The sequence below is a fragment of the Chloroflexus sp. genome, assembly GCF_056331925.1.
The window spans coordinates 42,000-65,225 of sequence record NZ_JBWGQH010000028.1; the positions used below are offsets into that span (position 1 = coordinate 42,000).

At 55.7% G+C, this 23,226-nt stretch carries 20 protein-coding genes and 1 pseudogene; 10 read left to right on the forward strand and 11 right to left on the reverse strand.

All coding sequences use genetic code 11. From position 1 onward, the window contains the following. The 3 genes from AC01ZF_RS14155 to AC01ZF_RS14165 all read right to left on the reverse strand — a co-directional run. Window positions 1-681, reverse strand: a 681-nt coding sequence (locus AC01ZF_RS14155) for a lamin tail domain-containing protein (protein ID WP_476575447.1), incomplete at its 3' end; no start/stop codon positions are given. A gap of 256 nt (window positions 682-937) precedes the next feature. Then, window positions 938-1,609: a deoxyribonuclease V gene (gene nfi / locus AC01ZF_RS14160; protein ID WP_424675225.1), complete on the reverse strand. Its 672-nt coding sequence runs from the start codon at window positions 1,607-1,609 to the stop codon at window positions 938-940. After that, window positions 1,596-2,204: a sulfite oxidase-like oxidoreductase gene (locus tag AC01ZF_RS14165; protein WP_424675226.1), complete on the reverse strand. Its 609-nt coding sequence runs from the start codon at window positions 2,202-2,204 to the stop codon at window positions 1,596-1,598. The genes nfi and AC01ZF_RS14165 overlap by 14 nt, the downstream gene beginning before the upstream one ends. Window positions 2,205-2,283: 79 nt before the next feature. On the opposite strand from AC01ZF_RS14165, the gene AC01ZF_RS14170 reads away from it, so the two are divergent. Further along, entirely contained in the window at window positions 2,284-3,393 is a 1,110-nt protein-coding gene (locus AC01ZF_RS14170; RefSeq protein ID WP_476575448.1) for an aromatic ring-hydroxylating oxygenase subunit alpha, read from the forward strand. A gap of 12 nt (window positions 3,394-3,405) precedes the next feature. After that, window positions 3,406-4,665, forward strand: coding sequence for a glycosyltransferase (locus AC01ZF_RS14175; protein ID WP_428111447.1), 1,260 nt, complete (start codon window positions 3,406-3,408; stop codon window positions 4,663-4,665). An 81-nt stretch (window positions 4,666-4,746) separates the two neighbouring features. Here AC01ZF_RS14175 and AC01ZF_RS14180 read toward each other — a convergent pair whose 3' ends face one another. Both AC01ZF_RS14180 and AC01ZF_RS14185 read right to left on the reverse strand, forming a co-directional pair. Continuing rightward, window positions 4,747-7,746: a WD40 domain-containing protein gene (locus AC01ZF_RS14180; protein ID WP_428111449.1), complete on the reverse strand. Its 3,000-nt coding sequence runs from the start codon at window positions 7,744-7,746 to the stop codon at window positions 4,747-4,749. A 93-nt stretch (window positions 7,747-7,839) separates the two neighbouring features. Continuing rightward, entirely contained in the window at window positions 7,840-9,231 is a 1,392-nt protein-coding gene (locus tag AC01ZF_RS14185; protein WP_424675230.1) for an FAD-dependent oxidoreductase, read from the reverse strand. Between the two features lie 200 nt (window positions 9,232-9,431). On the opposite strand from AC01ZF_RS14185, the gene AC01ZF_RS14190 reads away from it, so the two are divergent. The 3 genes from AC01ZF_RS14190 (at window position 9,432) to AC01ZF_RS14200 (ending at window position 13,528) form a co-directional block, all read left to right on the forward strand. Next, window positions 9,432-10,550, forward strand: coding sequence for a hypothetical protein (locus AC01ZF_RS14190; protein ID WP_424675231.1), 1,119 nt, complete (start codon window positions 9,432-9,434; stop codon window positions 10,548-10,550). A 680-nt stretch (window positions 10,551-11,230) separates the two neighbouring features. After that, window positions 11,231-12,451: a pyridoxal phosphate-dependent aminotransferase gene (locus AC01ZF_RS14195; RefSeq protein ID WP_424675232.1), complete on the forward strand. Its 1,221-nt coding sequence runs from the start codon at window positions 11,231-11,233 to the stop codon at window positions 12,449-12,451. A 63-nt stretch (window positions 12,452-12,514) separates the two neighbouring features. Continuing rightward, entirely contained in the window at window positions 12,515-13,528 is a 1,014-nt protein-coding gene (locus tag AC01ZF_RS14200; protein WP_424675233.1) for a bifunctional heptose 7-phosphate kinase/heptose 1-phosphate adenyltransferase, read from the forward strand. Between the two features lie 88 nt (window positions 13,529-13,616). Here the strand turns inward: AC01ZF_RS14200 and AC01ZF_RS14205 are convergent, their stop codons facing one another. From AC01ZF_RS14205 to AC01ZF_RS14230, 6 genes are all read right to left on the reverse strand, one after another. Further along, the gene (locus AC01ZF_RS14205; protein ID WP_424675234.1) at window positions 13,617-13,985 is read right to left on the reverse strand and encodes an STAS domain-containing protein; all 369 of its coding nucleotides are present in this window, start codon (window positions 13,983-13,985) and stop codon (window positions 13,617-13,619) included. A gap of 39 nt (window positions 13,986-14,024) precedes the next feature. Beyond that, the gene (locus tag AC01ZF_RS14210; protein ID WP_424675235.1) at window positions 14,025-14,456 is read right to left on the reverse strand and encodes an ATP-binding protein; all 432 of its coding nucleotides are present in this window, start codon (window positions 14,454-14,456) and stop codon (window positions 14,025-14,027) included. A gap of 13 nt (window positions 14,457-14,469) precedes the next feature. Continuing rightward, complete coding sequence (locus AC01ZF_RS14215; RefSeq protein ID WP_015941745.1) at window positions 14,470-14,937, reverse strand: ATP-binding protein; 468 nt, start codon at window positions 14,935-14,937, stop codon at window positions 14,470-14,472. Window positions 14,938-14,991: 54 nt separating this feature from the next. Next, a complete protein-coding gene (locus AC01ZF_RS14220) occupies window positions 14,992-16,074 on the reverse strand; it encodes an RNA-guided endonuclease InsQ/TnpB family protein (RefSeq protein ID WP_424675236.1) in 1,083 nt (360 codons plus the stop codon). Between the two features lie 213 nt (window positions 16,075-16,287). Then, a complete protein-coding gene (locus AC01ZF_RS14225) occupies window positions 16,288-17,841 on the reverse strand; it encodes an acyl-CoA carboxylase subunit beta (protein WP_424675237.1) in 1,554 nt (517 codons plus the stop codon). A gap of 59 nt (window positions 17,842-17,900) precedes the next feature. Continuing rightward, on the reverse strand, window positions 17,901-18,641 hold the full coding sequence (locus AC01ZF_RS14230; RefSeq protein WP_424675238.1) for a WecB/TagA/CpsF family glycosyltransferase: 741 nt from the start codon (window positions 18,639-18,641) through the stop codon (window positions 17,901-17,903). Between the two features lie 340 nt (window positions 18,642-18,981). Here AC01ZF_RS14230 and rpsL point away from each other — a divergent pair, with 340 nt between their 5' ends. The 5 genes and pseudogenes from rpsL to AC01ZF_RS14255 all read left to right on the forward strand — a co-directional run. Next, entirely contained in the window at window positions 18,982-19,437 is a 456-nt protein-coding gene (gene rpsL / locus AC01ZF_RS14235; RefSeq protein ID WP_015941742.1) for a 30S ribosomal protein S12, read from the forward strand. 12 nt (window positions 19,438-19,449) lie between these two features. Continuing rightward, the gene (rpsG, locus tag AC01ZF_RS14240; protein WP_424675239.1) at window positions 19,450-19,923 is read left to right on the forward strand and encodes a 30S ribosomal protein S7; all 474 of its coding nucleotides are present in this window, start codon (window positions 19,450-19,452) and stop codon (window positions 19,921-19,923) included. Window positions 19,924-19,985: 62 nt separating this feature from the next. Continuing rightward, window positions 19,986-22,094 (forward strand): elongation factor G, encoded by a 2,109-nt coding sequence (gene fusA / locus AC01ZF_RS14245; RefSeq protein WP_424675240.1) that lies wholly within the window; start codon window positions 19,986-19,988, stop codon window positions 22,092-22,094. A gap of 26 nt (window positions 22,095-22,120) precedes the next feature. Next, a complete protein-coding gene (locus AC01ZF_RS14250; protein ID WP_476575449.1) occupies window positions 22,121-23,041 on the forward strand; it encodes a class I SAM-dependent methyltransferase in 921 nt (306 codons plus the stop codon). 41 nt (window positions 23,042-23,082) lie between these two features. Continuing rightward, window positions 23,083-23,226, forward strand: a pseudogene (locus AC01ZF_RS14255) (GTP-binding protein); the annotation flags it as partial.

Sequence of the window (23,226 nt, forward strand, 5' to 3'; positions counted from 1 at the left end):
GACCGCCGGGGTTGCTGTCGCCGTGACCGTCGGGGTTGCTGTTTCGGTCGGCGATGCCGTCGCCACCGGTGTCGCCGTTTCGGTCGGCAGTGCCGTCGCTACCAATGTCGCGGTTGGGGAGGATATGTCGGTGGCAATTGTCGCGGTAGGCGTGGACATGCCGATGGCCGTCATCGTCACGGTAGCAGTCATCGTTTCACTTGTCGCAGACGGGACTATCATTGTCGGTGCTACGCCACCATTCCATACCGATTGTGATGATGGACCGATCTGCCAATACGGGCTCCCATCGGGTTGGCGAGCAATTGTCTGATCGCGTGACACTATTGTCAGCGGACTCTGATCAATTAAGTTGCCGAAACGGTCACTCAACTGAACCTGATCTGGATCATTATTGTTGAGTATCGGGTTAGACAGCTCAACAACCAGTAAATCACCGGGTGGGATAATCGTGCCCTCAGCAATGATCGTATGGAGACCGCCAATCGTAGCATCATCAATCCGCCAGCCGCTGAGATCGATGGGCAACGCGCCGGAATTATAGAGTTCTACCCATTCCGCGCCGGTCGACGGATAATGCATGACCTCGTTGATGAGGACCGATGGAAGCTGGGCATACAATGGTTGCCACCAACCACCGACCAAGCCCAAGATCAGAATTGTGATGAACCTCCAACACATTGCGGTTACTCCGGTAGATTGCGTGCTCTACTAATAAACCGCACAAGGTGGAAAAAAGATGCGCGAACATTGAACAATCGTGAAGCATTGTCGCTGACCTCGCTGCCCACAACAAAAAAACGACGGTTTATTGCACCGTCGCTCCGATCCTCAACACATTGTGATAGCTTCACAAACTAATGCTCATCGCATAATGCGACAGATCAGACCTCCATCCCAATCTTCTGTTCCATTCTGCTGCAAACACATCGCAATCTTACACCAACGGTAACTGACCATACGATGCCAAGCGATGGGCAAAGCGGGTTGTTTCGGGTAGGCGGAAGCGTGTTGTACAAGCCATCACCACTTCAGTGGCACGGTCGAGACTTACCCGATGACCGGGCGAAACAAAGACCGGCTGGGCATCAGCGCGCGTGCGCAACACCCAGCCGATCTGTTCTGAGCCGTCGTACAATGGACTACGTGCACCTCGCACCGTCGGCGGTGCCACATAGCGACCAATTAATCGCTGTTTCGCACAACCAATAGTCGGCAGATTCAGCAACACGCCAAGATGACAAGCAATCCCACACCTCCGCGGATGAGCAATACCGTGCCCATCACAGATCACCATATCAGGCTCGGTGTGTAAGTGGTCGAAGGCGGCAATCATCGCCGGCACCTCCCGAAAAGCCAATAAACCCGGCACATAGGGGAATGTCACCGGCTGGCGTACCAATGCGTAATCGACCGGCGCCAGATCAGGAAAGCGCAAGACGACGACCGCCGCACGGATCACAGTACCTTCGTTCTCAAAACCGGCATCGACACCGGCCACCAGACGTAGGTCGCTAAACTCATCACAAAGCGACACACGTGCGCGTAACGCATGCTGTTCGGCAATTGCCGCCGCAATACGTTCATCGTGATCATCAATCGTCGGCATATCGCTCTTCACGCCAGGGGTCGGCGTTATTGTTATAACCGTAGCGTTCCCAGAAACCAAGCCGGTCGTGATCGAGGAACTCCAAGCCGCGTAGCCACTTTGCGCTCTTCCAGAAGTACTTCTTGGGGACCAATAAGCGCAGTGGATACCCGTGCTCAGGAGTCAGCTCTTGGTTATCATACTTATAAGCCAACAGCACATCATCATCGAGCAGAACATCAAGCGGAAGATTCGCCGTATAACCCTGTTCGCTGTGGGCAACGACAAACCGCGCCGATGGTTTGAGTGGTGGAATATGACGCAGAAATTCACGAAAACTGACACCTTCCCACACCGTATCGAGTTTGCTCCAGCGCGTCACACAATGGATATCGGTCTTAATCGTCACCGTCGGCAGAGCACGAAATTCAAGAAAACTGAACCGAACCGGCTCAGCCAACTCTCCCCAACACCGCAGATCCCACTGCTCTTCAACATTGGTATACTGAGGGACGGTCCCGTAATGCAACACCGGAAATTTGTCAGTGACATATTGCCCCGGTGGAACACGCTTATCCTGATCGGTTGGATCTTTTCGTTTGAAAGGGTTAAACATGCGTCCCTCCTTGGATCACACTATAACGATAGAAGCTTCTTTTCAAACGTTATTATACTGCATATGAAAGGAGTTGGGGATGACGACCTTTGTCCGTGCATCACTTGATCGTCCGGCCTACACCTTGCCCGGCTATTATTTTAGCTCAACCGACATCTTTATCCGTGAACAAGACCGCATCTTTGCGCGCACATGGGTCTGCGTCGGGCGGAGTGAAGATGTCGCTACTGCCGGCGCATACCGTCTAATCGAAGTCGCCGGCGAAAGCCTTATCCTCCTACGCGACCAGACCGGTCAACTCCATGCACATTGTAACGTCTGTCGTCATCGCGGAGCGCGTCTCTGCACAGAGTTGCAAGGTAAGTTAGGCGAAACGATTGTCTGTCCGTACCACGCATGGACGTACCGGCTCGATGGGACACTGGCGACCGCTCGCTATATGCAGGACGCGCCGGGGTTTCGCTGTGAAGAATGGCCGTTACTGAGTGCTGCCGTCGCCGAATGGGATGGGTTTGTGTTCGTATCACTGGCCGAACAGCCCGTTGCATTCGAGCGCGCGTTTGCGCCGCTCATCGGAAAGTTTCAGGCGTGGGATTCCGGACGATTGCACTGCGGCGCTCAGATTGTTTACGAAGTGGCGGCCAACTGGAAGCTGATTATTGCTAACTATTCGGAGTGTTACCATTGCCCGCTTATTCACCCCGAACTCGTAGCCGTTTCTCCGTGGCAAAGCGGGCGCAACGATCTGACGAGTGGCCCGTTTCTCGGTGGATATATGGATCTGAAACACGAGAGCATGACGCTAGACGGTCATACTCGTCGCCCACCGTTGCCCGGTCTAAACGCCGAAGATCGGCGGCGCGTTTATTACTACTCCATCTTTCCCAATCTGCTCCTCAGTCTCCATCCCGATTACGTGATGGCGCATCGTCTAATCCCACAACGCCCCGATGCAACGACGATTGTCTGTTCCTGGTACTTTGCGCCGGAAGTAATGGCTACACCCGATTTCGATCCTTCTGACGCCGTTGAGTTTTGGGATCGCACCAACCGCCAAGACTGGCGAGTCTGCGAGTTATCGCAGCAAGGAGTCAGTTCACGTGCGTATCGCCCCGGCCCGTATGCTCAATCAGAAGGATTGTTGTGGCAATTCGATCAGGAATATCTACGGATCATGGGTGAAGAATAAGATACACACGTTATGCGAATCTTCATGTGTACCTACGGCAGTCGCGGTGACGTTCAACCATTTGTGGCACTGGGGAAGGCACTCCGCGCTGCCGGTCACACCCCGATCCTCGCTGCACCGGCCCGCTTTGCCACATTTGCTGCGGCGTATGGAATTGACTTTGTACCACTACCGGGTGATGTCGAAACACTGGCACGGCAGATCGCCGACGAAGCTCGTAACCGTCCGTTACGCTTAATCGGTATTGTCTACCGCTTTGCTCTACCACTCGGCGTCGAAGTGGCGCGTCGGCTGCAACGAGCAGCAGCAAATGCCGATGTGATTATCCATACATTTTTGACGGTTGCCGTCGGTCATCTCTATGCTCAGCAATACGGCATTCGTGAATGGGCCGTCGATCTCTTTCCCTTTTTCGACCCACCCGATGAGATTGCCAGCATTATGTGGCCGAAGACCTCGATGGGACTACGCTGGCGCCGACTGAGCCATCGTTTCGCCCAGACTGTCTTTCAATATAGCCAGCAGCTCACCTATCGCATGATCCGCCGACGTGCGCCAGACATCGGTCCACCTCGTCTATCGTGGGCGATGCCCGGTCGTCAGATTCCACTGTTGCTCGCCTACAGCGCGACGCTTGTCCCGCCGGGAACAGGACCACTTACGGTACAAACGGGTCCGTGGTATCTGGAGCATACTTACTGGCAACCGCCACCCGATCTCCGTGTCTTTCTCGCCGGTGGTCCACCACCGGTTGTCGTCAATTTTGGCAGTATGGCAACGCGCGACACACCACAACTGATGCATATCGTACTGTCGGCGCTACGCCAGACCGGTCAGCGGGGCATTATCCAACGCGGTTGGGCACGACTCGAACTCACCAATCGATCCAACGACATCTATCTCGCCGATGAACTGCCGCACGATTGGCTTCTCCCGCAAGCCGCCGCGATGATTCATCACGGTGGCGCAGGGACAACCGCTACCGCGCTCCGCGCCGGCATCCCCGCCATCATCATACCGTTTGCCGCCGATCAACCGTTTTGGGCTTGGCGTGCGCACCTGACCGGCGCCAATCCACCACCGATCTCGCCGAGCGAATTGTCGGTTGCGCGTTTATGTTACGCCCTTGAACAGGCACTGGCACCGGAATACCGTCAGCGCGCTGCCAACGTAAGCGCACAAATGCAAGTTGAAAAAGGAGTAGTAGCCGCCGTCGAGCAGATTGAACGGCGGTATTTTGGGACTAAACAAGAAGCTCTCTTCACAAGATAATTTAGCGCTACTAAATAATTTTTCTAGCTACCATTCAACACTACCCGATCCGGCACCTACGCCTCGTGCCGAACCATCATCCTACCGTACCGACGACAGATCGAACAACAAGATGCCTTCATCGCGCGTACTAACGGCTAATTGCCGACCATCAGGGGTAATAGCGAGATCGAGCACCGCACCGGAAGCCAAATCGATCTCTCGCAGTAATTCGCCGTTGCTGATGTTGTAAAATCCCAGATAACCGCTAATTGTACCGGCAACTAACACCTTACCATTGGGCGTAATGGCAACACTCGTCATCCAGCCGCGATCTGCCGGCAGACTCATCTGCAATACTTCGGCATAACCATGCGCCACATCGCGCATCCGCAACGAACCATCGCTACTAGCGCTAAGGAGAAGCGTACCAGAGAAGACTAACTTCGCAATCGGCCCATTGTGACCACGGAGAATTTGCGGATTCCCCCCACGCGCCAGCTCCCAGACGGCAATCTGCGGTGCATCAGCAGGCTGGTTCGTCGCAGCAGCGAGATAAGCGTTGTCGGCACTGAAGGCCAACGTATAAACCGGCCCACTCAGACCGTCCAACCGACGTAAGTAGGTGCGGCTCGCCGTCTCCCACAGGTAGATTTCACCCCGCTCGTTCCCAACTGCGATCAAACTACGATCCGGACTTACCGCCAGATTGAGCGGAAAACCATTCATGCCGTCGAGCATTTCGTTGGGACGGCGATTGGTTAAATCAATGACGACAATCTCACCGGCTTCACTAATTGCCACCACTTCGTTATTGCTAATACATTCGATATAATCATTCGTCGCCGCGCCACCGTCAAGGTTCAAGGTACGTCCACTCTCAAGGACATGCACTCGTACCGCACCGTTCGCACCGCTCGCAACTAGCAACTTGCCGTCAGGGCTATAGTGAACACCCGTTACAACCCCTTGAGTTATTTGAAAACTCTGCACGATCTGGGCTGAAGCCACATCCCAAATAGCCAGATTCCCGCCCATATCGCTCGATGAGAGAATACGCGAACCATCGGGGCTCCAGCTTAAGCCAAGTAAACGAAGACCGCGTTGCCGCAACACTTCACGCTCGACCCCATTCACCGGATTCCAGAGCCGTACACTCCCATCGAGGCTAGCACTAGCCAACAGGCGACCATCCGGGCTGTACGCGACCCCACGAATCACCACCCACCCATCGTGACCACGCAGTTCGCGCTGAACATTTCCTGTTTCAGCATCGAGGAGGTAGACATTACCGTTAATCGATCCGGCTGCGATTTGACGACCATCAGGAGAAAACGCGATCCCCGTCATCCAAAACGGTGTATTACTTTGGGTATCAACCGGCGCGGTAAACCGAAACGTATCGATCTGCTGCCCGCTCACTACATCCCACAAGCGCACCGTCCCATCGCGCGAGGCTGAGGCCAATCGCCGACCATCAGGACTAAACGTCACATTGCCGAGCAAGTCGGTATGTCCTCGCAACACCACGAGCGTCTCGCCACGGGCAACGTCCCAAATCCTAATTGTGCGGTCAGCACTCCCCGAAGCTAGCAATCGGCCATCGGGACTAAACGCCAGCGAGCGGATCCAATCTTCGTGACCTTGCAACTGGAGCACCTCACGACCGTTACGCACATTCCACAACCGCACGACCGGATCATCTTGCGCACCAGAAGCAAGGATTGTACCATCAGGGCTAAACACTAACGCACTAACATCACCCAAATGACCGTTGAGCGATTGTCGTAAGGCCAACGTCTCAGCATCCCGCAGCTGTACCACCTTACCAACAGCAACCGCAATGAGTTGACTGTCGGGGCTATACGTTGCAGCACCTAGACCGTCTTCACGTAGCTGAGCGGTTTGCGCAATCGCCTCAACCTGTTGTCGCAATTCTGTCGTCACTGCAGCAGACGGAGTAGGCAAAGCAGGCGCTGTCGGTGCCATCGCCGCAGTACTACCGAGCCACCCGAAGACCGAGCTATTGGTCATATACAAACCAACTAGCACTGCCACCAGGACACACACGCCGAGCGCAATCACGGCCAAACCGCCCACAATTGCCAACAAACACGAGGTACTTAGAAAAGGCCGCGACGGCGCGGTGGCTACCGGTGTATTCGCCGATGCTGTCGGTACGGCAATTGGTGGTGGAGTGGGAGGCAACGGTCCAGCCGGCGCCGGAGTAGGTACAGCAGTCACCGGCGCCGTCGGAGGAGGGACAGGCACTACCGGGGTAACCGGATGTTCAATTGGCGGGGTAGCCCCCATCGGTCGTCCCGCCATTAGCCGAACCGTCTCGAGCGCGCTCCGCATCTCGCTTACCTGCTGATAGCGGTTAGCCGGTTTCAATTCCAGTGCTCGCAAGGTCAATTGTTCGGCCAGTACCGACACCTGCGGATTCAACACGCGCGGTGCGTTGAGCGGCATCCCGGCTTGACGCTGATTGGCCGGCGGTGGCGGCCAACTGGTCAGCAGGAGGTACAACACTGCCCCCATCGCATAAATATCACTCACCGGAGCCGGCTCAACCGTATGATCGTACAACTCCGGTGCACGATACGGTGTTGCCTCTGTCCCAATATGGCGCGCACAGGCGAACGGCGCCAAACTCAACCCGCCTTCCGGTGATGACCACAAATCACAAGTACGTACATCACCCAACAAGAGTGGCGGCTGATGACGATGCAACCGTTCAAGAACCGCCAATAAGCGGTCGACTATCGCCAGCGTCTCTTGTTCAGACAACGGTGATCCGCGTTCTCGCGCAAACCGTTCTAAATCTGACCCACCCGGATCATCGGCTACCAGATAGCATACGTGTTCAATCGCAAAATAGTCGCGCAGCGCCAAGAAGCCCGGCATCTGCACCTGCGCCAGCTCGCGGGCTAACCGCAAGACATCGTTCACCGCCGTCTGATCCGGCTGTGGCAAGGCGGTAATCAAGACGCGCAGCGATGAACGCTGATCAATCGCCCGGTAAAGCTCAGCATCGGGGTAAGCGTCGAGCACAACGGTAATCCGGTAATATCCGTTTAGCAAGGTATCGATTGCGAGCATGGCGACCCTTTGCAGATACTCAATTCCGAATCGACGACCCGCCCGCAACAGGGCGGATCGCGATGAGCACTCTCCTTCAGTATACGGGATGTCTCAATCGGCTGCAGCAAGAATCTGTGGTTGAATCATCAGATCGCCGCGGGCCTGTGCTTCGGTAATACGTTCAACACAGCGATTCGCACTGATCACTGCTCCCTCAATTGAGGCCAAGAAGGGTTGGCGCGTATAATCGCCGGCGAGGAACAAATTGCGCACCGGTGTGGCCTGATCGGGCCGATACTTATCGACCCCCGGCAATGCCTGGTAGACCGAATTGGGAATACGTACAATCGTGTGCTTGAGCAGTTTGGCTTCGCGGGCAATCGGGTGCAAACGCACAAACTCACTCATCACAAATTGCACTAACTCAGCATCGGACAAGTTGATCAGCTCGGCAGCCGGCGCGACCACAAACTGCATGATACTTCGCTCACCCTTATGATACTCCGGGGCCACCATCGCCATATCGGCATAGACGCTCAGATGGGTACCGGCACTAAACAACAGGTTATCGACGCCGGCAATCCGACGGTCGAAGAAGAGTTGCATCGTGATCACCGGCGACCCTTTCAGATGGTTCAGGTTCGCGAAATAGGGCATCTCACGGAGAGCCGGCGAAAGAACTTTGCGTAGATTATGCACCGGCATCGCCGAGACATAGACATCACCGGTCACCAGACGACCATCGTCGAGCCGGAATCCACTCACCTGATTCGTCTCGGCATCGTATTCAATGGCAGCCACACGTGCATTCAGCTCGACCTTTCCTCCCAACCGCTCGATCTGCGCAATCAGCGGGCGCCAAATGTTGGTATCGGGTGAACCTTTAACGAGCGCCATGCGCGGTGCTTCTTTCTCATGCGCAAAGTGGAGCATTGCCGTTAACGGTAGCTTGGCCGAGACGCGATCGGCGCGCTGGAAGTTGAGCGCAAGCGCCATGGTATGCATCACTTCATCCAGCGACCGCTGACCCATCCCATGACGCAAGTGCCACGAGGCGTAGGTCTCGTTGTCTTGTTGATCGACGTACTCCTGATCGCCAAAAATTACCCGTATCAGCCCTAACCCCATGCGCAGCTTATCGGCCAACGAGAGCGGCTTAAAGGCAAAAACACCGGCTAGACCGTTGAAGGGTGTCGGTAACCACGGGACAAATCGGATTGGCGCCAAACCGTGACGCTCGGAGACGAAGATCATCTCCGCCGGCTTCCAATTGAAGGTGTCGCCAAGACCGTACCGCTCCAGAAACGCCAAGAGATTGCGATACGCACCAAAAAAGACGTGCAATCCGCTTTCAATCCAGTCACCATCGGCATCTTGCCACGCCGATACCTTACCACCGGGCACATGTCGCTTCTCGAGCACGATCACGTCGTGACCGCGCTCGACCATCGTCCGCGCTACGACCATGCCGGCAGGGCCGGCACCTGCAATCACAATCCGCATAGTTGTGTGATCCTCGTCGCTATTCAATGTGCAAAAATGAACAACCTACATCTTTATAGCACGGTTAGGATGGTGACGCAAGACAGATGAACAGTTCTTGCACAGGTTTTTTATGTCAAATCAACGTGACGTCATCACGTGTGGTAGGATGGTGATAACAAAGCCGATGCACCGTCCCCGCTGGGTAACGATGAAACCGTATGTACCGTCTCATCCTGCTCGCACTTGCCTTGCTGGCGCTGATCAGTGGGCAATTCTTACAACTACGGCTCCCACGCCCGCTCAACGTGCCACCACCACGCACGGTTATCACCACCAACCCGTTGATCGGTGTCCATACACGCCTGACCGGGATCGGTGATGAAGCCTACATTCGCCACACCCTCGCGCAAGTCAACGAGATGGGAGCAAGCTGGATTGGAGAACTCTTTCCGTGGGCCTACATTCAGCCTCGTTCCCGTTATGGCTTCGATTGGACAGGAGCCGATATGGTGATCGCCCACGCCCGTGCTCAAGGCCTCCAAGTCGTTGCCCGGCTCGACATTGTACCAGCTTGGGCCCGTCCACCCAATACCACCGACCGCTATCTCGATCGCGACCACTTTACCGATTTCGCACGCTTTGCTGCTGCATTTGCGTCGCGGTATGCACCGCAAGGAGTACGCCATATTGTCATTTGGAATGAGCCGAATCTACGTTTTGAGTGGGGTGAACGTCCACCTGATCCCGGTGCATATACCGATCTGCTCAAACAGACCTATCCGGCAATCAAGGCAGTTGCTCCAGAGACCATTGTGATTGCCGGCGCACTGTCACCCGGCCCAAGCCTTGAAGGTGGGAATCTACGAATGGACGATATGCAGTTTCTCGCTTCACTCGCCGATGCCGGCGCGTTTCCTTTTTTCGATATGTGGGCCGTTCACGCCTACGGCGGCCTTGAACCACCAGAAACCGCCCCCGCACCCGACCGAGTTAATTTTCGACGCATTGAGCTGGTGCGCGCACTGCTTGATCGACTCGGTGGCTCCGACAAACGGATCATCATTACTGAAGGTGGCTATAACGACCACCCACGCTGGAGTGGTGCTGTGCGCCCCGCCGACCGTGTACGCTGGACGATTGCCACCTACGAATGGTCACGCCGATACCCATGGCTAGAAGCGACCATTGTTTGGCAATTCAGTACGCCGTTCCGTACTCGCTCCTACCCCGATGCCTGGAACTTCGTCGACCCTGACGGCACACCTCGCGCTATTTACCTGGCCGTGCAAGAGTATGCCCGTACCGGTAAACTGCCGGAGCTGATGAGCAGGCCCTAGAGCCGGTTATGCACTTCAGCGATAGCCGTAGCGCGCTTTCAGCTTGACGCGCCAAACTCTATCCACCTACCGTTTGTGATGAGGAATGAGCCGTCGTCGCACCCTTCCCAACCGTTTGACCGCAAACGCGCTACAGTGCGAGATCGTGTTGCCTCAGATTTGTATGGAATGCGGTGGATTGTCTGCACAGATGCACCTTGGCGGGAGCTGCCACCGATCTGCGACCGAAGGACGCCGTCGCGCAGCTCCCCCGGTGCTGGCTAACGACAATGGGATATTATGGTGCGCGCACCGGCTCCGACGGGCATAACCACCGCAAGGGCAACACGAACCACCTGGCGGCTGCTGCCGTGATTGTCACGCCTGTCACCTATTAGGAACGTGCACCAGCGCTCGTTGACCGGAGCGAATCCGGGAACCCAACCGGCGGCTGCTGCTTAGACCCCGACACGCAACCAAAAGTCGCCAACCGACGCCAACCGGTCGGCAGCCTGTCGGAGCTTCGGGCTGTGGCCGTACTGCATCTTGTGTGGTCGAACAAGCACAACAAGCTCTGGGGAGGACGTGCGATTGGCAACAACAGCACCGGTTCATCCCTCTGGTATAATTGCCGAAAGTGTATCAACCACACCTGATGTCTGCACCGCGCCGTTCAGCAGACAACCAGATAGGAGAGTTCCATGTCTGCCAAGATGGAATATCACTTTGCTCGCCGTCTCGCTGCGCTTGAAGCCTCGGCTACTGCCGCGATGACGGCTCGCGTCGCTCAAATGCGTGCCGCCGGAATCAACGTTATCTCATTTAGTGTAGGAGAGCCTGATTTCGATACCCCCGAACCGATTAAGCAAGCGGCGATTGCCGGTATCCACGCGAACCACACCCATTACACACCTACCGGCGGTACGCTCGAACTGCGCAAGGCTGTCGCCGCCCGCGTCACTGCTGACCAAGGCATTACCTACGGTCTCGGCCAGGTAACGGTAACGACCGGCGCAAAAGAAGCCCTCTACCTCGCCTTTCAGGCGCTGTGCGACGAGGGTGATGAAGCGATTATTCCTGCTCCATATTGGGTAAGTTATGTTGAGCAGGCCAAGTTGGCCGGTGCTACTCCGATTACGCCACAAACAACCGAACAGACCGGTTTTAAGCTGACACCTGACCAACTACGGGCGAGCCTAAGTGAACGCACGCGAGTTGTTGTACTCAATTCGCCATCAAACCCGACCGGTGCGGTCTACAGCGCCAAGGAACTGGCAGCACTGGCCGATGTGTTGCGTGATCATCCGGCCATTATTATCACCGACGAGATTTACGATGCAATCTCGTATGTTCCCTACGCACGCCTGTTACGCATTGCCCCTGATTTAGCCGAACGCACCTTGGTCGTCAACGGCGCTGCCAAGGCGTATGCCATGACCGGCTGGCGCATCGGTTATGTCGCCGGTCCGCAACCGATTATCGAGGCAATTAAAGCTATTCAGAGCCATACCAGTACCCACACATCGAGCATCTCGCAAGATGCAGCACTGGCGGCCTACACGCCCAACCCAACGGTCGAAGCTGCGGTCACGTCAATGACCGCTGAATTCCACCGCCGTCGCGATCTTATTCTTGAACTGTTGGCAACAATCCCCGGCATAAGCTGCACTGTACCAGACGGTGCGTTTTACGTATTCCCCAACGTCAGTGCCCTGCTCCATCGCCCATTACGCAACGGGAAGATTTGCACGACCAGCGAGGAGCTAAACCTATACTTGCTCGAAGAGGCGCATATCGCCTGTGTCGCCGGTGAAGCCTTCGGCGCACCCGGCTACCTGCGCCTATCATACGCTACCGGTAGTGAAGATATCCGGATCGGTATGCAGCGCTTCCGTGAAGCAGTACTTGTCGACCACGCCTAATTCAGACTACCTCAGCAGGGCAGTCGGCGATGACTGCCCTTGCTGCCATACCCTATCACTCGTATGCCAACCGCCTTTCCTCATCACACGCAGTTGCCCGATCCGACGGCGCTCGCCGGTCGGCGAGTTGTTGTGGTCGGTGACATTACCCTTGACGAGTACCTTTACGGTCGACCTACCCGCCTCTCGCGTGAAGCACCGATCCCGGTGTTAGAGTACCTACGGCGCGAAACTATTCTCGGCGGGGCAGCCAATCCGGCTCGTAATATCGTCGCTCTCGGTTCGCACGCCAGTCTTGTCGCTGTTATCGGTGACGATGAAGAGGGCAAGCATCTCCGCACCCTCCTACACACGGCGGCGATTGACGACAGTGGCGTCATCACGATTACCGGACGGAAGACGACCCGCAAAACTCGGATTCTGGCCGATGCCAGCCCACGTCTTCCCCAACAGGTTGCACGCCTCGACCGACTCGACCGCAGCCCTCTCGCACCAGTTATTGAAGAGCGGGTGATCGCAGCACTTGCCGAGCAGATACCGTATGCTGACGCAGTAATCTGTTCCGATTATCAACTGGGGTTACTCACCCCACGGGTCGTTGATGCGGTGCGTGATTTATGTCGACGGCATGGGGCAATCTTTGCGGTTGATGCACAGGGAAATGCCCATTACTACCACCACGCCAGCCTCTTTCGTTGCAACGACGCCGAGGCCGCTGCAACGCTAGGCATGTCTGCAATCGACGATGAAACCATCGCCGGTGCAATTAGCCGGCTGTACCGCACACTTGCCGCGCGTCTTGTGATCGTTACCCGTGGCCCTGCCGGATTGGCCCTGATCGGTGATGACGAGCCATACCTCCAACTCCCGGCCTACCGCGTCAGCGAAGTCTTTGATACGACTGGTGCCGGCGATACGTTCATTGCCGTCGCAACGTTGGCACTGGCTGCCGGTTATCGTGGCAAGATTGCAGCAGCATTAGCCAACATCGCCGCAGCACTTGTCGTCAGGCGGTTGGGCAATGCGGTGGTAACACCAACCGAATTGGCCGCGGCACTTGCCACTGCCGAAGTGTGAACATAAAACAAGAACAGGAGCATTTGGCAAACACTCCACCGCTCCTGTTATCACCGATCATCAATTGTGAATTAACAACCTGCGCGTATCACTCGATTGCACTAAGCCGCTTAAAAGCACTCAGTGCCTCCGCCTCGGTCTGATAAATTTCGGCATACTGTGCCAACCCGACCATGCGGAAAATCTTCTGAAAGTGTGGCGACAAGCCACTAATCGCTAGCTTTTGCCCATGCTGGTTTACTTCGGTGACAATGCCGATCAGAATTGCAATCCCCGCACTATTGATATAGTCATTCTGGCGAAAGTTGAGCAGAATGTAACGAGCACCCTGCGTCGTTACTTGGCGATACGCATTATTGATCTTTTCTTCGGCGAATGTCGTCACATCACCGATCAGATCAATAATTGCAACTCCTTCACGATGACGGATATTGACATTTAACTCATCTTCTAACATCGACCACTCCTCAATATGTAACAACGCATCATGCAGACGTCACGATATATTCACCTCAACACCGGCTGGATCGCGATAAAACACGAGGCGCATCCGCGTACCATTGTGAGCATCGGCGCTAACGCTTACTTCATCCGCGAGCGACACGATTAACCCAAACCCCAAGTCGCGCAGTGATGTAGGTTGTTTGAGCGACCACTGCACCGGCTTGCACGGTAATACCAATGAGCCGCCAATCTCAGCATACACTTCAACGACCAGTTGACGTTCATCTACCTCACACACGACCTGTATTTTACGTTGCGGATCGGAATGGCACCCCTGTTCCATCGCGCTCACGCATGCCTCGCAAAGTACTGTCTTCACGTCTTCTATGCGCTCAAGTGGCATACCACACCGTAAAGCGAGCGTCGAGACCGCATCACGAGCAATCACTTCATAGCCAAGAATGCTGGGTAGGATGAGATGCATGACTCTTTCCGGTTTAGTGATTATTCGTTGACGATCGTTCGAGATGGACGACCATCCGTACCTGATTCCCTCCATCTGGCGCTAACGTAAACTCCACCTTGTCCATTAACTCGCGTATCAACCAGATACCCCAACCACCCTTATCGGCCCGTTGCAAAGCATCAGCGATACGGGGCTGTGCTGTCGTCCGGGTTGGATCGAGAAATTGGCGACCCTGATCGGCCACACTCACGATCAATTCATCAGGCCGAATGGTAAGTACGACCACCACCTTCATGGCGGCGTCAGACTGATTGCCATGTTCGATGGCATTCGTTACCGCTTCACCAATCGCTGTCCGCAGCGCATCGATTCGATCGGGCGAAAAACCCATGCGACGCGCCAGCGACGCTGCCGTATCCATAGCGACTCGCTCATACCCCAAACGGCTTGGCAGGCGCAATTCGATAACTTGTTCGGAGGCGCCTTCTTGATCGGTCATTCCTACCTTCCGTTGCTTGAACCATACCCCAATAGGATAAGTTTGATACCTGCTTCATCGACTGAATGCACGTATACCGGCACGACGCCGTTCCACCGCAGGGCCGGTCTCTACAGGCATAACTTCGGGTGCAACTCGCCCTCGTGAGCACCAGGCACTCAAGATTTTTGCCGCATTCACGTCGCGGTCATGGTGCGTACCGCACGTGCCGTCCGTCCATTCCCAAACGAAACGCGGTAAGTTTTTCACCACGGTACCGCACCCTGAACACGTCTTCGAGGAGGGAAGCCACGGATTGGCTTCCATCAGCATCGCCCCCGAGAGCGCCACCTGGTCGCGAAGCCTGCGCTTGAACTCGTGCATCCCGATGTCGGCAATCGCACGGGCAAGCTGCCGGTTGTGCAGCCAATCCCGCCGAATGGTGGCAATGCACGCGTGAAGTCGCGCCAAGCGCAGCGCCGATTTGCACCGGTTGTTGCTGACGATGGCTTTGCAACGATAGTGACGGCTCAAACGGCGCAGACGCTTAAGGTGCTTGGGTAACGTCTTCGGGCCTTCCAGTCTTTCACCAGTTGAAAGCGTTACTAACGTGGTGACGCCAAGATCAATGCCCACCGCCGCTTGGCTCGCGCGGAGGGGCTTGGGCACTTCAACCTCGACAGGGAGGGAAACGTACCAACGGTCTGCCACGCTCTCACACATGGCAGACAGGGGTTTGCCACTCAAGCGCAGCGCCTCACGCATCTTTACCCACCCGACAATGGGCCGGTTGATACGCTTGCCTGCACAGCGAACGATGCCCAACTCGTTGTCAAAACGGGCACTGTCGTGACTACCCTTCTTTTTGAAGGTGGAATACCCGCTTTCCTTACGGAAAAAGCGATTGCATGCCTTGCCTAGATTCGTGATGGCCTGCTGCGGTACACACTCAGGTATGCACTTGATCGCGTTCGGTTGCCGTCTCAGGGCTGCCTCGTGTGGGTTGGGAAGCACATGTTTGTACGCTTTGTCGTGCGTTAGCCACTCCTTGAGCACCCAGTTGTCGACAAACCGCACCACACCAACTGCCTCGCGCAGGAACACTTCTTGCGCTTGTATCGAACAAAACTCAATGTTGTGCGCGAGTACTACCGACATTCCAGCACCTCATTGGCCCAAACACTGCGCTTCATTGCGATGATTACGGTGCATTTGGGTATCCTATCCCCGTTGAGGTACATATTTGTCAACAGACGACAACCCCATCCCAACGAAAGGGTTTTGATGTGATACTACTATGATAGCATACGCCTCAGCCAATGTGCATCTAGACTCCAGATCGAAAATCTAGCCTCCCACGAAATAGGTGCATCATAGCGGAATATTGCCGTGTTTACGTGCCGGCAGGCTCTGCCGCTTTGTGCGGGCCAAGCGTAATGCACGGATCAATGCCGGACGTGTCTCGCGCGGTTCGATCACGGCGTCGATATACCCGCGCTCAGCAGCGACATACGGGTTTGCAAAGCGATTCTGGTAATCTTCCACCAGTTCGGCCAGGCGAGTAGCCGGGTCATCGGCTTCGGCCAACTCTTTGCGGAAGATGATCCGCACTGCGGCATCCACACCCATCACTGCAATCTCCGCAGTCGGCCACGCAAAGTTGAAATCTGCGCGAATATGCTTACTGGCCATGACATCGTATGCCCCACCATAGGCTTTGCGGGTAATGACTGTCAACTTCGGCACGGTCGCTTCGCAATAGGCGTACAGTAGCTTTGCACCATGGCGAATGATACCGCCGTATTCTTGTTGGGTGCCCGGCAAGAATCCGGGTACATCAACAAACGTCACCAAGGGAATGTTAAAGGCATCACAGAAGCGCACAAACCGCGCTGCCTTCACCGAACTGTCAATATCAAGCGTGCCGGCCATCTGCAATGGCTGATTACCGACAACCCCAACTACATGCCCATCGAGCCGGGCAAAACCGATCACAATATTTTTGGCCCACGCCGGCTGCACCTCAAAGAAAAACCCGTCATCAACCACCGATTCAATCACTTTAATCATATCGTAGGCTTTGCGCGGATTATCAGGGATAATGCTCTGCAACTCCTCATCCATCCGCTCAGGATCATCAGTCGGCGGTTGATACGGCGGATCTTCCATATTATTCGAAGGTAAGAACGACAGCAGTGTCCGTAATTGATCAAAGCACTCGTCCTCCGTATCGGCAGCAAAATGGGCAACCCCACTCCGCGTGTTGTGGGTCATAGCCCCACCCAATTCTTCAAACCCTACTTCCTCACCGGTCACCGTCTTGATCACATCAGGACCGGTAATAAACATTTGACTAATGTTTTTGACCATAAAGATAAAATCGGTCATGGCCGGTGAATAGACCGCACCACCGGCGCAGGGGCCGGCAATAATCGAAAGTTGAGGGATCACGCCGCTACTGATCACGTTACGATAGAAGATTTCGGCGTAGCCACCAAGACTAACCACACCTTCTTGAATCCGCGCACCACCACTGTCGTTAATCCCAATACACGGCACTCCCATCCGCAACGCCAGATCCATCACCTTGCAAATCTTCTCGGCAAAAACCTCACCGAGCGAACCTCCGAACACGGTAAAGTCTTGGGCGAAGACACATACCGGACGCCCATCTATCGTCCCGTGACCGGTAATAACCCCATCACCAAGTGGCTTGCGCCGTTCCATCCCAAACGCCGATGTCCGATGAACGGCAAACGCATCGAGTTCGACAAACGAACCGGGATCAAGCAGCCGATCAATGCGCTCCCGTGCAGTCAATTTACCACGCTCATGTTGGCGAGCAATTGCTGTCGGGTCCTGATTGCGTGCCCGTTCACGTCGCTCACGCAGGGCTGCAATCTTTTCTACGGTTGTCTGCGCCATAGCACTCCTCACTTCAATAGCCGGCTTCTCCTGCCGGCACTTTAGATAAGCAAATTTTATCAACTCTTGCACCGGCCTTGCCGTACTACGGTTAACGCAAAGACCGGCACGGCATCAATGATCCGGCGCCAACGTGATGGCTGCACCACGAACCGAAACGCCCATTCCAACCCTAACCGACGTAACAGTCGTGGTGCCCGCGGGACACGTCCGGCCAGATAATCAAACGTCCCTCCTACTCCCATTGCCAATGGAATGCGTAACACCGGCTGATTACGGGCAATCCACAACTCTTGGCGCGGATGACCATACGCCACCAATAGAATATCCGGCTGTGCCGCGGCAATGATCTGACGCTGTTCTTCATCATTCGCCGGGTCGGGCGAACCAGCATAACAACCGGCTATCTGCAAACGAGGCCAACGTTGCTGTAATACCGCCGCCGCTGCTTCAGCCACCCCCGGACCCGCTCCTAAAAAAAAGATGCGATAGCCGCGCTCGGCAGCCAAGGCTGCCAGTCGCAGCGTAAGTTCAACACCGGTCACTCGCCCGCGGAGCGGAGTACCAAGCCAGCGTGCTGCCAATAACACACCAAACCCATCCGGTGTATTCAGGTCAGACGCCTGTAGTACAGAACTGAAGGCCGAATTCCGCTGCGCCTCCATAATAAACTCTGGGTTGACCGTACAGATCTGGTGCGGCCCACCACGTTCAATCATTGCCTGTACCAGCGCTACCGCTTCTGGTTCAGTAATATCATCAATCGGTACGCCCAAAATCTTAATTCGGCCCGATCGCATGACCATTCCTATGAGTATGCTATTGGTTTTGTTACCTCTCATCATACCGCATCCGGCTACAAATGCAGACGTACCATCCTGCTGTTCCATCCGGTTTGAACCCGGCCAGGGTCACACCTCTCCCATTACTCCATCCACATTCTTGTCCACAGGTTTGACAAAGACCGACGACAATGCTATACTCCACTACTGCTGCGAAGAAATTGCGCAGCAGAATGTCTGTGCGCCATGCGGCCCACTTCTAAGGCGCAGTGGCATACTGCGACCAGATCTTTGGGCCAGTTATTATTTTGTCTGCAAAAGGTTGTTTATCGCAGGCCGTTTCAAAGGAGAGCAGTAGATGCCGACTATTAACCAACTTGTTCGGAAGCCGCGCAAGCCGGTGGTCAAAAAGACAAAAGCCCCGGCCCTGCGCTTCACCTACAACTCGCTGAAGGGGAAGCTGACTCGCGGCCGCGGATCGCCACAGAAGCGCGGCGTCTGCACCAAGGTCACAACGATGACGCCGAAGAAGCCTAATTCGGCGCTGCGCAAGATCGCCCGCGTGCGGCTCTCCAACGGCCTTGAGGTGACGGCATATATCCCCGGCGAGGGGCACAATCTGCAAGAGCACTCAGTGGTGTTGATCCGCGGTGGTCGTGTGAAGGACTTGCCCGGCGTGCGCTACCACATCGTCCGTGGGACGCTCGATACCCAGGGTGTTAGTGGTCGCAAGCAGGGTCGGAGCAAATACGGTACGAAGAAGAACCAACCGGTCGGCAAGGGTGCTCCCGCCGGCAAGGGCGGCAAGAAGTAAGAGAGGTGCGGTATGCCCCGTCGCGGTGTAGTTGAACGGCGGCCGATTCCGCCGGATGCTCGTTACCATAGCGTTCTCGTGCAGAAGTTTATTAACAAGGTTATGGAGCGCGGCAAGAAGAGTCTTGCCGAGCGGATCGTGTATCAGGCGCTCGATCTCGCTGCCGAAAAGCTCAAGAAGCCGCAACTGGAGATTTTCGAGCAGGCACTGCGGAATGCGAGCCCTTCCATCGAAGTAAAACCCAAGCGCGTTGGTGGTGCGACGTATCAGGTACCGGTCGAGGTGAAGAGCGATCGCCGCCATTCACTCGCGATGCGCTGGCTGATTATGTCAGCCCGTGCTCGCACCGGTAAGCCGATGGTCGAACGCCTCGCCGCTGAGTTGATCGATGCCTATAACAACACCGGTACGACGATCAAACGCAAAGAAGACGTTCACCGCATGGCGGAAGCTAACCGCGCTTTCGCCCACTATGGCCGGCTCTAACGTCGGTCTCGGTTTAGAGGTATGGCGGCGTATGTCGCCTCACGTAGGAGTATGTGACGGGTATGCCACGTCAGATCGAACTCGACAAAGTACGTAACATCGGCATTATTGCCCATATCGACGCGGGGAAGACGACCACAACCGAGCGGATCTTGTTCTACACCGGTCGCACCTACAAGATTGGCGAGGTACACGAAGGGACCGCGACGATGGACTGGATGCCGCAGGAGCAGGAGCGCGGGATTACTATCACCGCCGCCGCTACCACTGCCCCTTGGCGGCTCAACGGCGTTGAGTATCGGATCAATATCATCGATACTCCCGGCCACGTTGACTTTACGGTAGAGGTGGAACGATCACTGCGCGTTCTCGACGGTGGTATCGTCGTGTTCGACGGCGTGGCTGGCGTTGAACCTCAGTCCGAGACGGTCTGGCGACAGGCCGATAAGTACAACGTGCCGCGTATCTGCTTCGTGAATAAGATGGATCGCGTCGGCGCCAGCTTCGAGCGCTGTGTGCAGATGATTAAGGATCGCCTCGGCGCGAAGCCGGCAGTTGTCCAGTTGCCGATTGGGGTTGAGGATACCTTCCGCGGGACAATTGACCTCTTCACCATGAAGGCAACTATTTACTACGATGACCTCGGTAAGGATATTCGCGAAGAGGAGATTCCCGCCGAGCTACGGCCTGCCGCCGAAAAGGCGCGCAATGAGCTGGTTGAGATGATCGCCGAAACTGATGATGAGTTGACCTTGCTGTATCTCGAAGGCCAGGAGTTGACCGTCGAGGAACTGAAGCGAGGTCTCCGTAAGGCGACCATCGAACGTAAGTTGGTGCCGGTGCTCTGTGGCGCTGCCCTGCGTAATAAGGGTATTCAAAAGTTGCTTGATGCGGTGATTGAGTATCTGCCGTCACCACTCGACCGCCCGGCTATTACCGGCACACTGCCCGGTCAGGTGATGGGTGATGAGGGTGTGGAGGTGATTACCCGCCGTGTCAGTGACGATGAGCCGTTTACCGCTCTCGTCTTTAAGATCGTTGCCGACCCCTACGTCGGTAAGCTGGCCTATTTCCGTGTCTACGCCGGCAAGATTACGAAGGGGTCGTATGTGCTCAACTCGACTCGCGGACAGCGTGAACGGCTTGGCCGCCTCCTGCGGATGCACGCCAATCACCGCGAGGATATTGATGAAGTCTACGCCGGTGAGATCGCGGCCATGGTCGGTCCTAAGAATTCATATACCGGTGATACGATCTGCGATCCCGATCACCCAATCGTGCTCGAGAGCATCCGCTTCCCCGAACCGGTGATCGAGATGGCGATTGAGCCGAAGACGAAGGCCGACCAAGATAAAATGTCGATCGCGCTCAGCCGGTTAGCCGAGGAAGACCCGACCTTCCGAGTCTATACCGACCAGGAAACCGGCCAGACGATCATCAAAGGTATGGGCGAGTTGCACCTTGAAGTGATCGTTGACCGCATGCGCCGCGAATATAAGGTCGAGGCGAATCAGGGAAAGCCTCAAGTCTCGTACCGCGAGACAATTACCGTTCCGGTCGATCAAGAGTCGCGCTTCGTGCGCCAAACCGGTGGTAAGGGCCAGTACGGTCACGTGAAGATTAAGTTTGAGCCGTTGCCCCCCGGTAAGGGCTTCGAGTTCGTTAATGCTATCGTCGGCGGTGTCATTCCCAAAGAGTACATCCCCGCTGTTGAACAAGGTTTGCGCGAAGCAATGCAGACCGGTGTGATCGCCGGCTATCCGGTGGTCGATCTGAAGGCTACCCTGTACGATGGTTCGTACCACGAAGTTGACTCTTCGGAAATGGCCTTTAAGATCGCTGCCTCGATGTGTCTCAAAGAGGCAGTCCGTCGCGGTAAGCCACAATTGCTTGAACCGATTATGAAGGTCGAGACGGTCACACCCGAGGAATTCCTCGGTACAGTTATCGGCGATTTCAATTCGCGCCGTGGCCGGATCGAAGGTATCGAGGCGCGTGGAAATGCTCAAGTCGTGCGCGCTTTCGTACCATTGGCGAATATGTTCGGTTATATGACCGATCTCCGCTCGGCAACGCAAGGGCGCGCTACTGCTTCAATGGAGTTTGACCACTACGAACCTTTGCCCGAGGCGCTGGCGAAGGAGATTATCGAGAAACGTAGCGCGAATTAGTGAGGGACGACGGGGACGGTCGCCCCGTGCGACCGTCCCTTTCTGCAACGATGGAGCTACGCCTGCTAACACCACCGCGTTGGACCGATTACGAGTTACTCGACTCGGGTCACGGTGCGAAATTGGAACGGTTTGGCCCGTATGTGTTAGCCCGACCGGAAACGCAGGCGATCTGGTCGCCTCAGCTTCCGCCAACTGCGTGGCAGCGGGCCGATGCCACCTTCCGTCGTACCCGCGGTGACGAGGGACCGGGTGAGTGGCATAGCCATCGTCCCTTACCTGAACGCTGGCAGCTCGATGCGAATGGTGTTCGTTGTTGGGTGCGCTTGACGCCGTTTCGGCATACCGGTGTCTTTCCTGAACATAGCGCACATTGGGAATGGCTGGCGCAACAAGTTCGACGACGTAACCAACCGCGGGCATTGGTGTTGTTTGGCTATACCGGATTGAGTAGTCTACACCTTGCTCGCCACGGTGCCTATGTGACACACGTTGATGCTTCGAAGCCTGCTGTGCGCTGGGCTCAAGAAAATCAGGCACTGGCCGAGTTAACCGATCGCCCGATCCGGTGGCTGATCGATGATGTCGGTAAGTTCGTGGCCCGCGAATTGCGACGCGGTAATCGTTACGACCTGATTTTGCTCGATCCGCCGGTATTCGGTCGTGGGCCAAATGGCGAGATTTGGCGATTGCATGAACAGTTGCCAACGTTACTCGCTCAGTGCGCTCGTTTGTTGAGCACACAACCGCTTGGGGTGTTGGTCTGTGCTTACGCTACCACTATCTCGGCGCTGACCATCGGTAATCTTCTGGCCGAAACCATGGCGCCGTTTGCAGGATATATAACCGCCGGCGAGTTGGCAATCCCGGAACAGACAACTCGCCGCCTGTTGCCGACGGCTATCTATGCCGTCTGGTCTGATCGGGAACTAGCCGTATCTGGCTGACAGGATAAGAAGATCGCGCAAGAACGCGGAGGAACAACACAATGGCCAAACAGAAATTTGAGCGGACGAAACCGCACGTCAACGTCGGCACCATCGGCCACGTCGACCACGGGAAGACGACGCTGACCGCAGCCATTACCAAGGTGCTCTCCCTCAAGGGCGCCGCCAGTTTATGGCGTATGACC

Bases quoted from the DNA above. Each gene is read 5' to 3' on its own strand.
- nfi (WP_424675225.1), bottom strand. From the start codon at position 1,609: ATGCCGACGATTGATGATCACGATGAACGTATTGCGGCGGCAATTGCC.
- AC01ZF_RS14165 (WP_424675226.1), bottom strand. From the start codon at position 2,204: ATGTTTAACCCTTTCAAACGAAAAGATCCAACCGATCAGGATAAGCGT.
- AC01ZF_RS14170 (WP_476575448.1), top strand. From the start codon at position 2,284: ATGACGACCTTTGTCCGTGCATCACTTGATCGTCCGGCCTACACCTTG.
- AC01ZF_RS14175 (WP_428111447.1), top strand. From the start codon at position 3,406: ATGCGAATCTTCATGTGTACCTACGGCAGTCGCGGTGACGTTCAACCA.
- AC01ZF_RS14180 (WP_428111449.1), bottom strand. From the start codon at position 7,746: ATGCTCGCAATCGATACCTTGCTAAACGGATATTACCGGATTACCGTT.
- AC01ZF_RS14185 (WP_424675230.1), bottom strand. From the start codon at position 9,231: ATGCGGATTGTGATTGCAGGTGCCGGCCCTGCCGGCATGGTCGTAGCG.
- AC01ZF_RS14190 (WP_424675231.1), top strand. From the start codon at position 9,432: ATGTACCGTCTCATCCTGCTCGCACTTGCCTTGCTGGCGCTGATCAGT.
- AC01ZF_RS14195 (WP_424675232.1), top strand. From the start codon at position 11,231: ATGTCTGCCAAGATGGAATATCACTTTGCTCGCCGTCTCGCTGCGCTT.
- AC01ZF_RS14200 (WP_424675233.1), top strand. From the start codon at position 12,515: ATGCCAACCGCCTTTCCTCATCACACGCAGTTGCCCGATCCGACGGCG.
- AC01ZF_RS14205 (WP_424675234.1), bottom strand. From the start codon at position 13,985: ATGTTAGAAGATGAGTTAAATGTCAATATCCGTCATCGTGAAGGAGTT.
- AC01ZF_RS14210 (WP_424675235.1), bottom strand. From the start codon at position 14,456: ATGCATCTCATCCTACCCAGCATTCTTGGCTATGAAGTGATTGCTCGT.
- AC01ZF_RS14215 (WP_015941745.1), bottom strand. From the start codon at position 14,937: ATGACCGATCAAGAAGGCGCCTCCGAACAAGTTATCGAATTGCGCCTG.
- AC01ZF_RS14220 (WP_424675236.1), bottom strand. From the start codon at position 16,074: ATGTCGGTAGTACTCGCGCACAACATTGAGTTTTGTTCGATACAAGCG.
- AC01ZF_RS14225 (WP_424675237.1), bottom strand. From the start codon at position 17,841: ATGGCGCAGACAACCGTAGAAAAGATTGCAGCCCTGCGTGAGCGACGT.
- AC01ZF_RS14230 (WP_424675238.1), bottom strand. From the start codon at position 18,641: ATGCGATCGGGCCGAATTAAGATTTTGGGCGTACCGATTGATGATATT.
- rpsL (WP_015941742.1), top strand. From the start codon at position 18,982: ATGCCGACTATTAACCAACTTGTTCGGAAGCCGCGCAAGCCGGTGGTC.
- rpsG (WP_424675239.1), top strand. From the start codon at position 19,450: ATGCCCCGTCGCGGTGTAGTTGAACGGCGGCCGATTCCGCCGGATGCT.
- fusA (WP_424675240.1), top strand. From the start codon at position 19,986: ATGCCACGTCAGATCGAACTCGACAAAGTACGTAACATCGGCATTATT.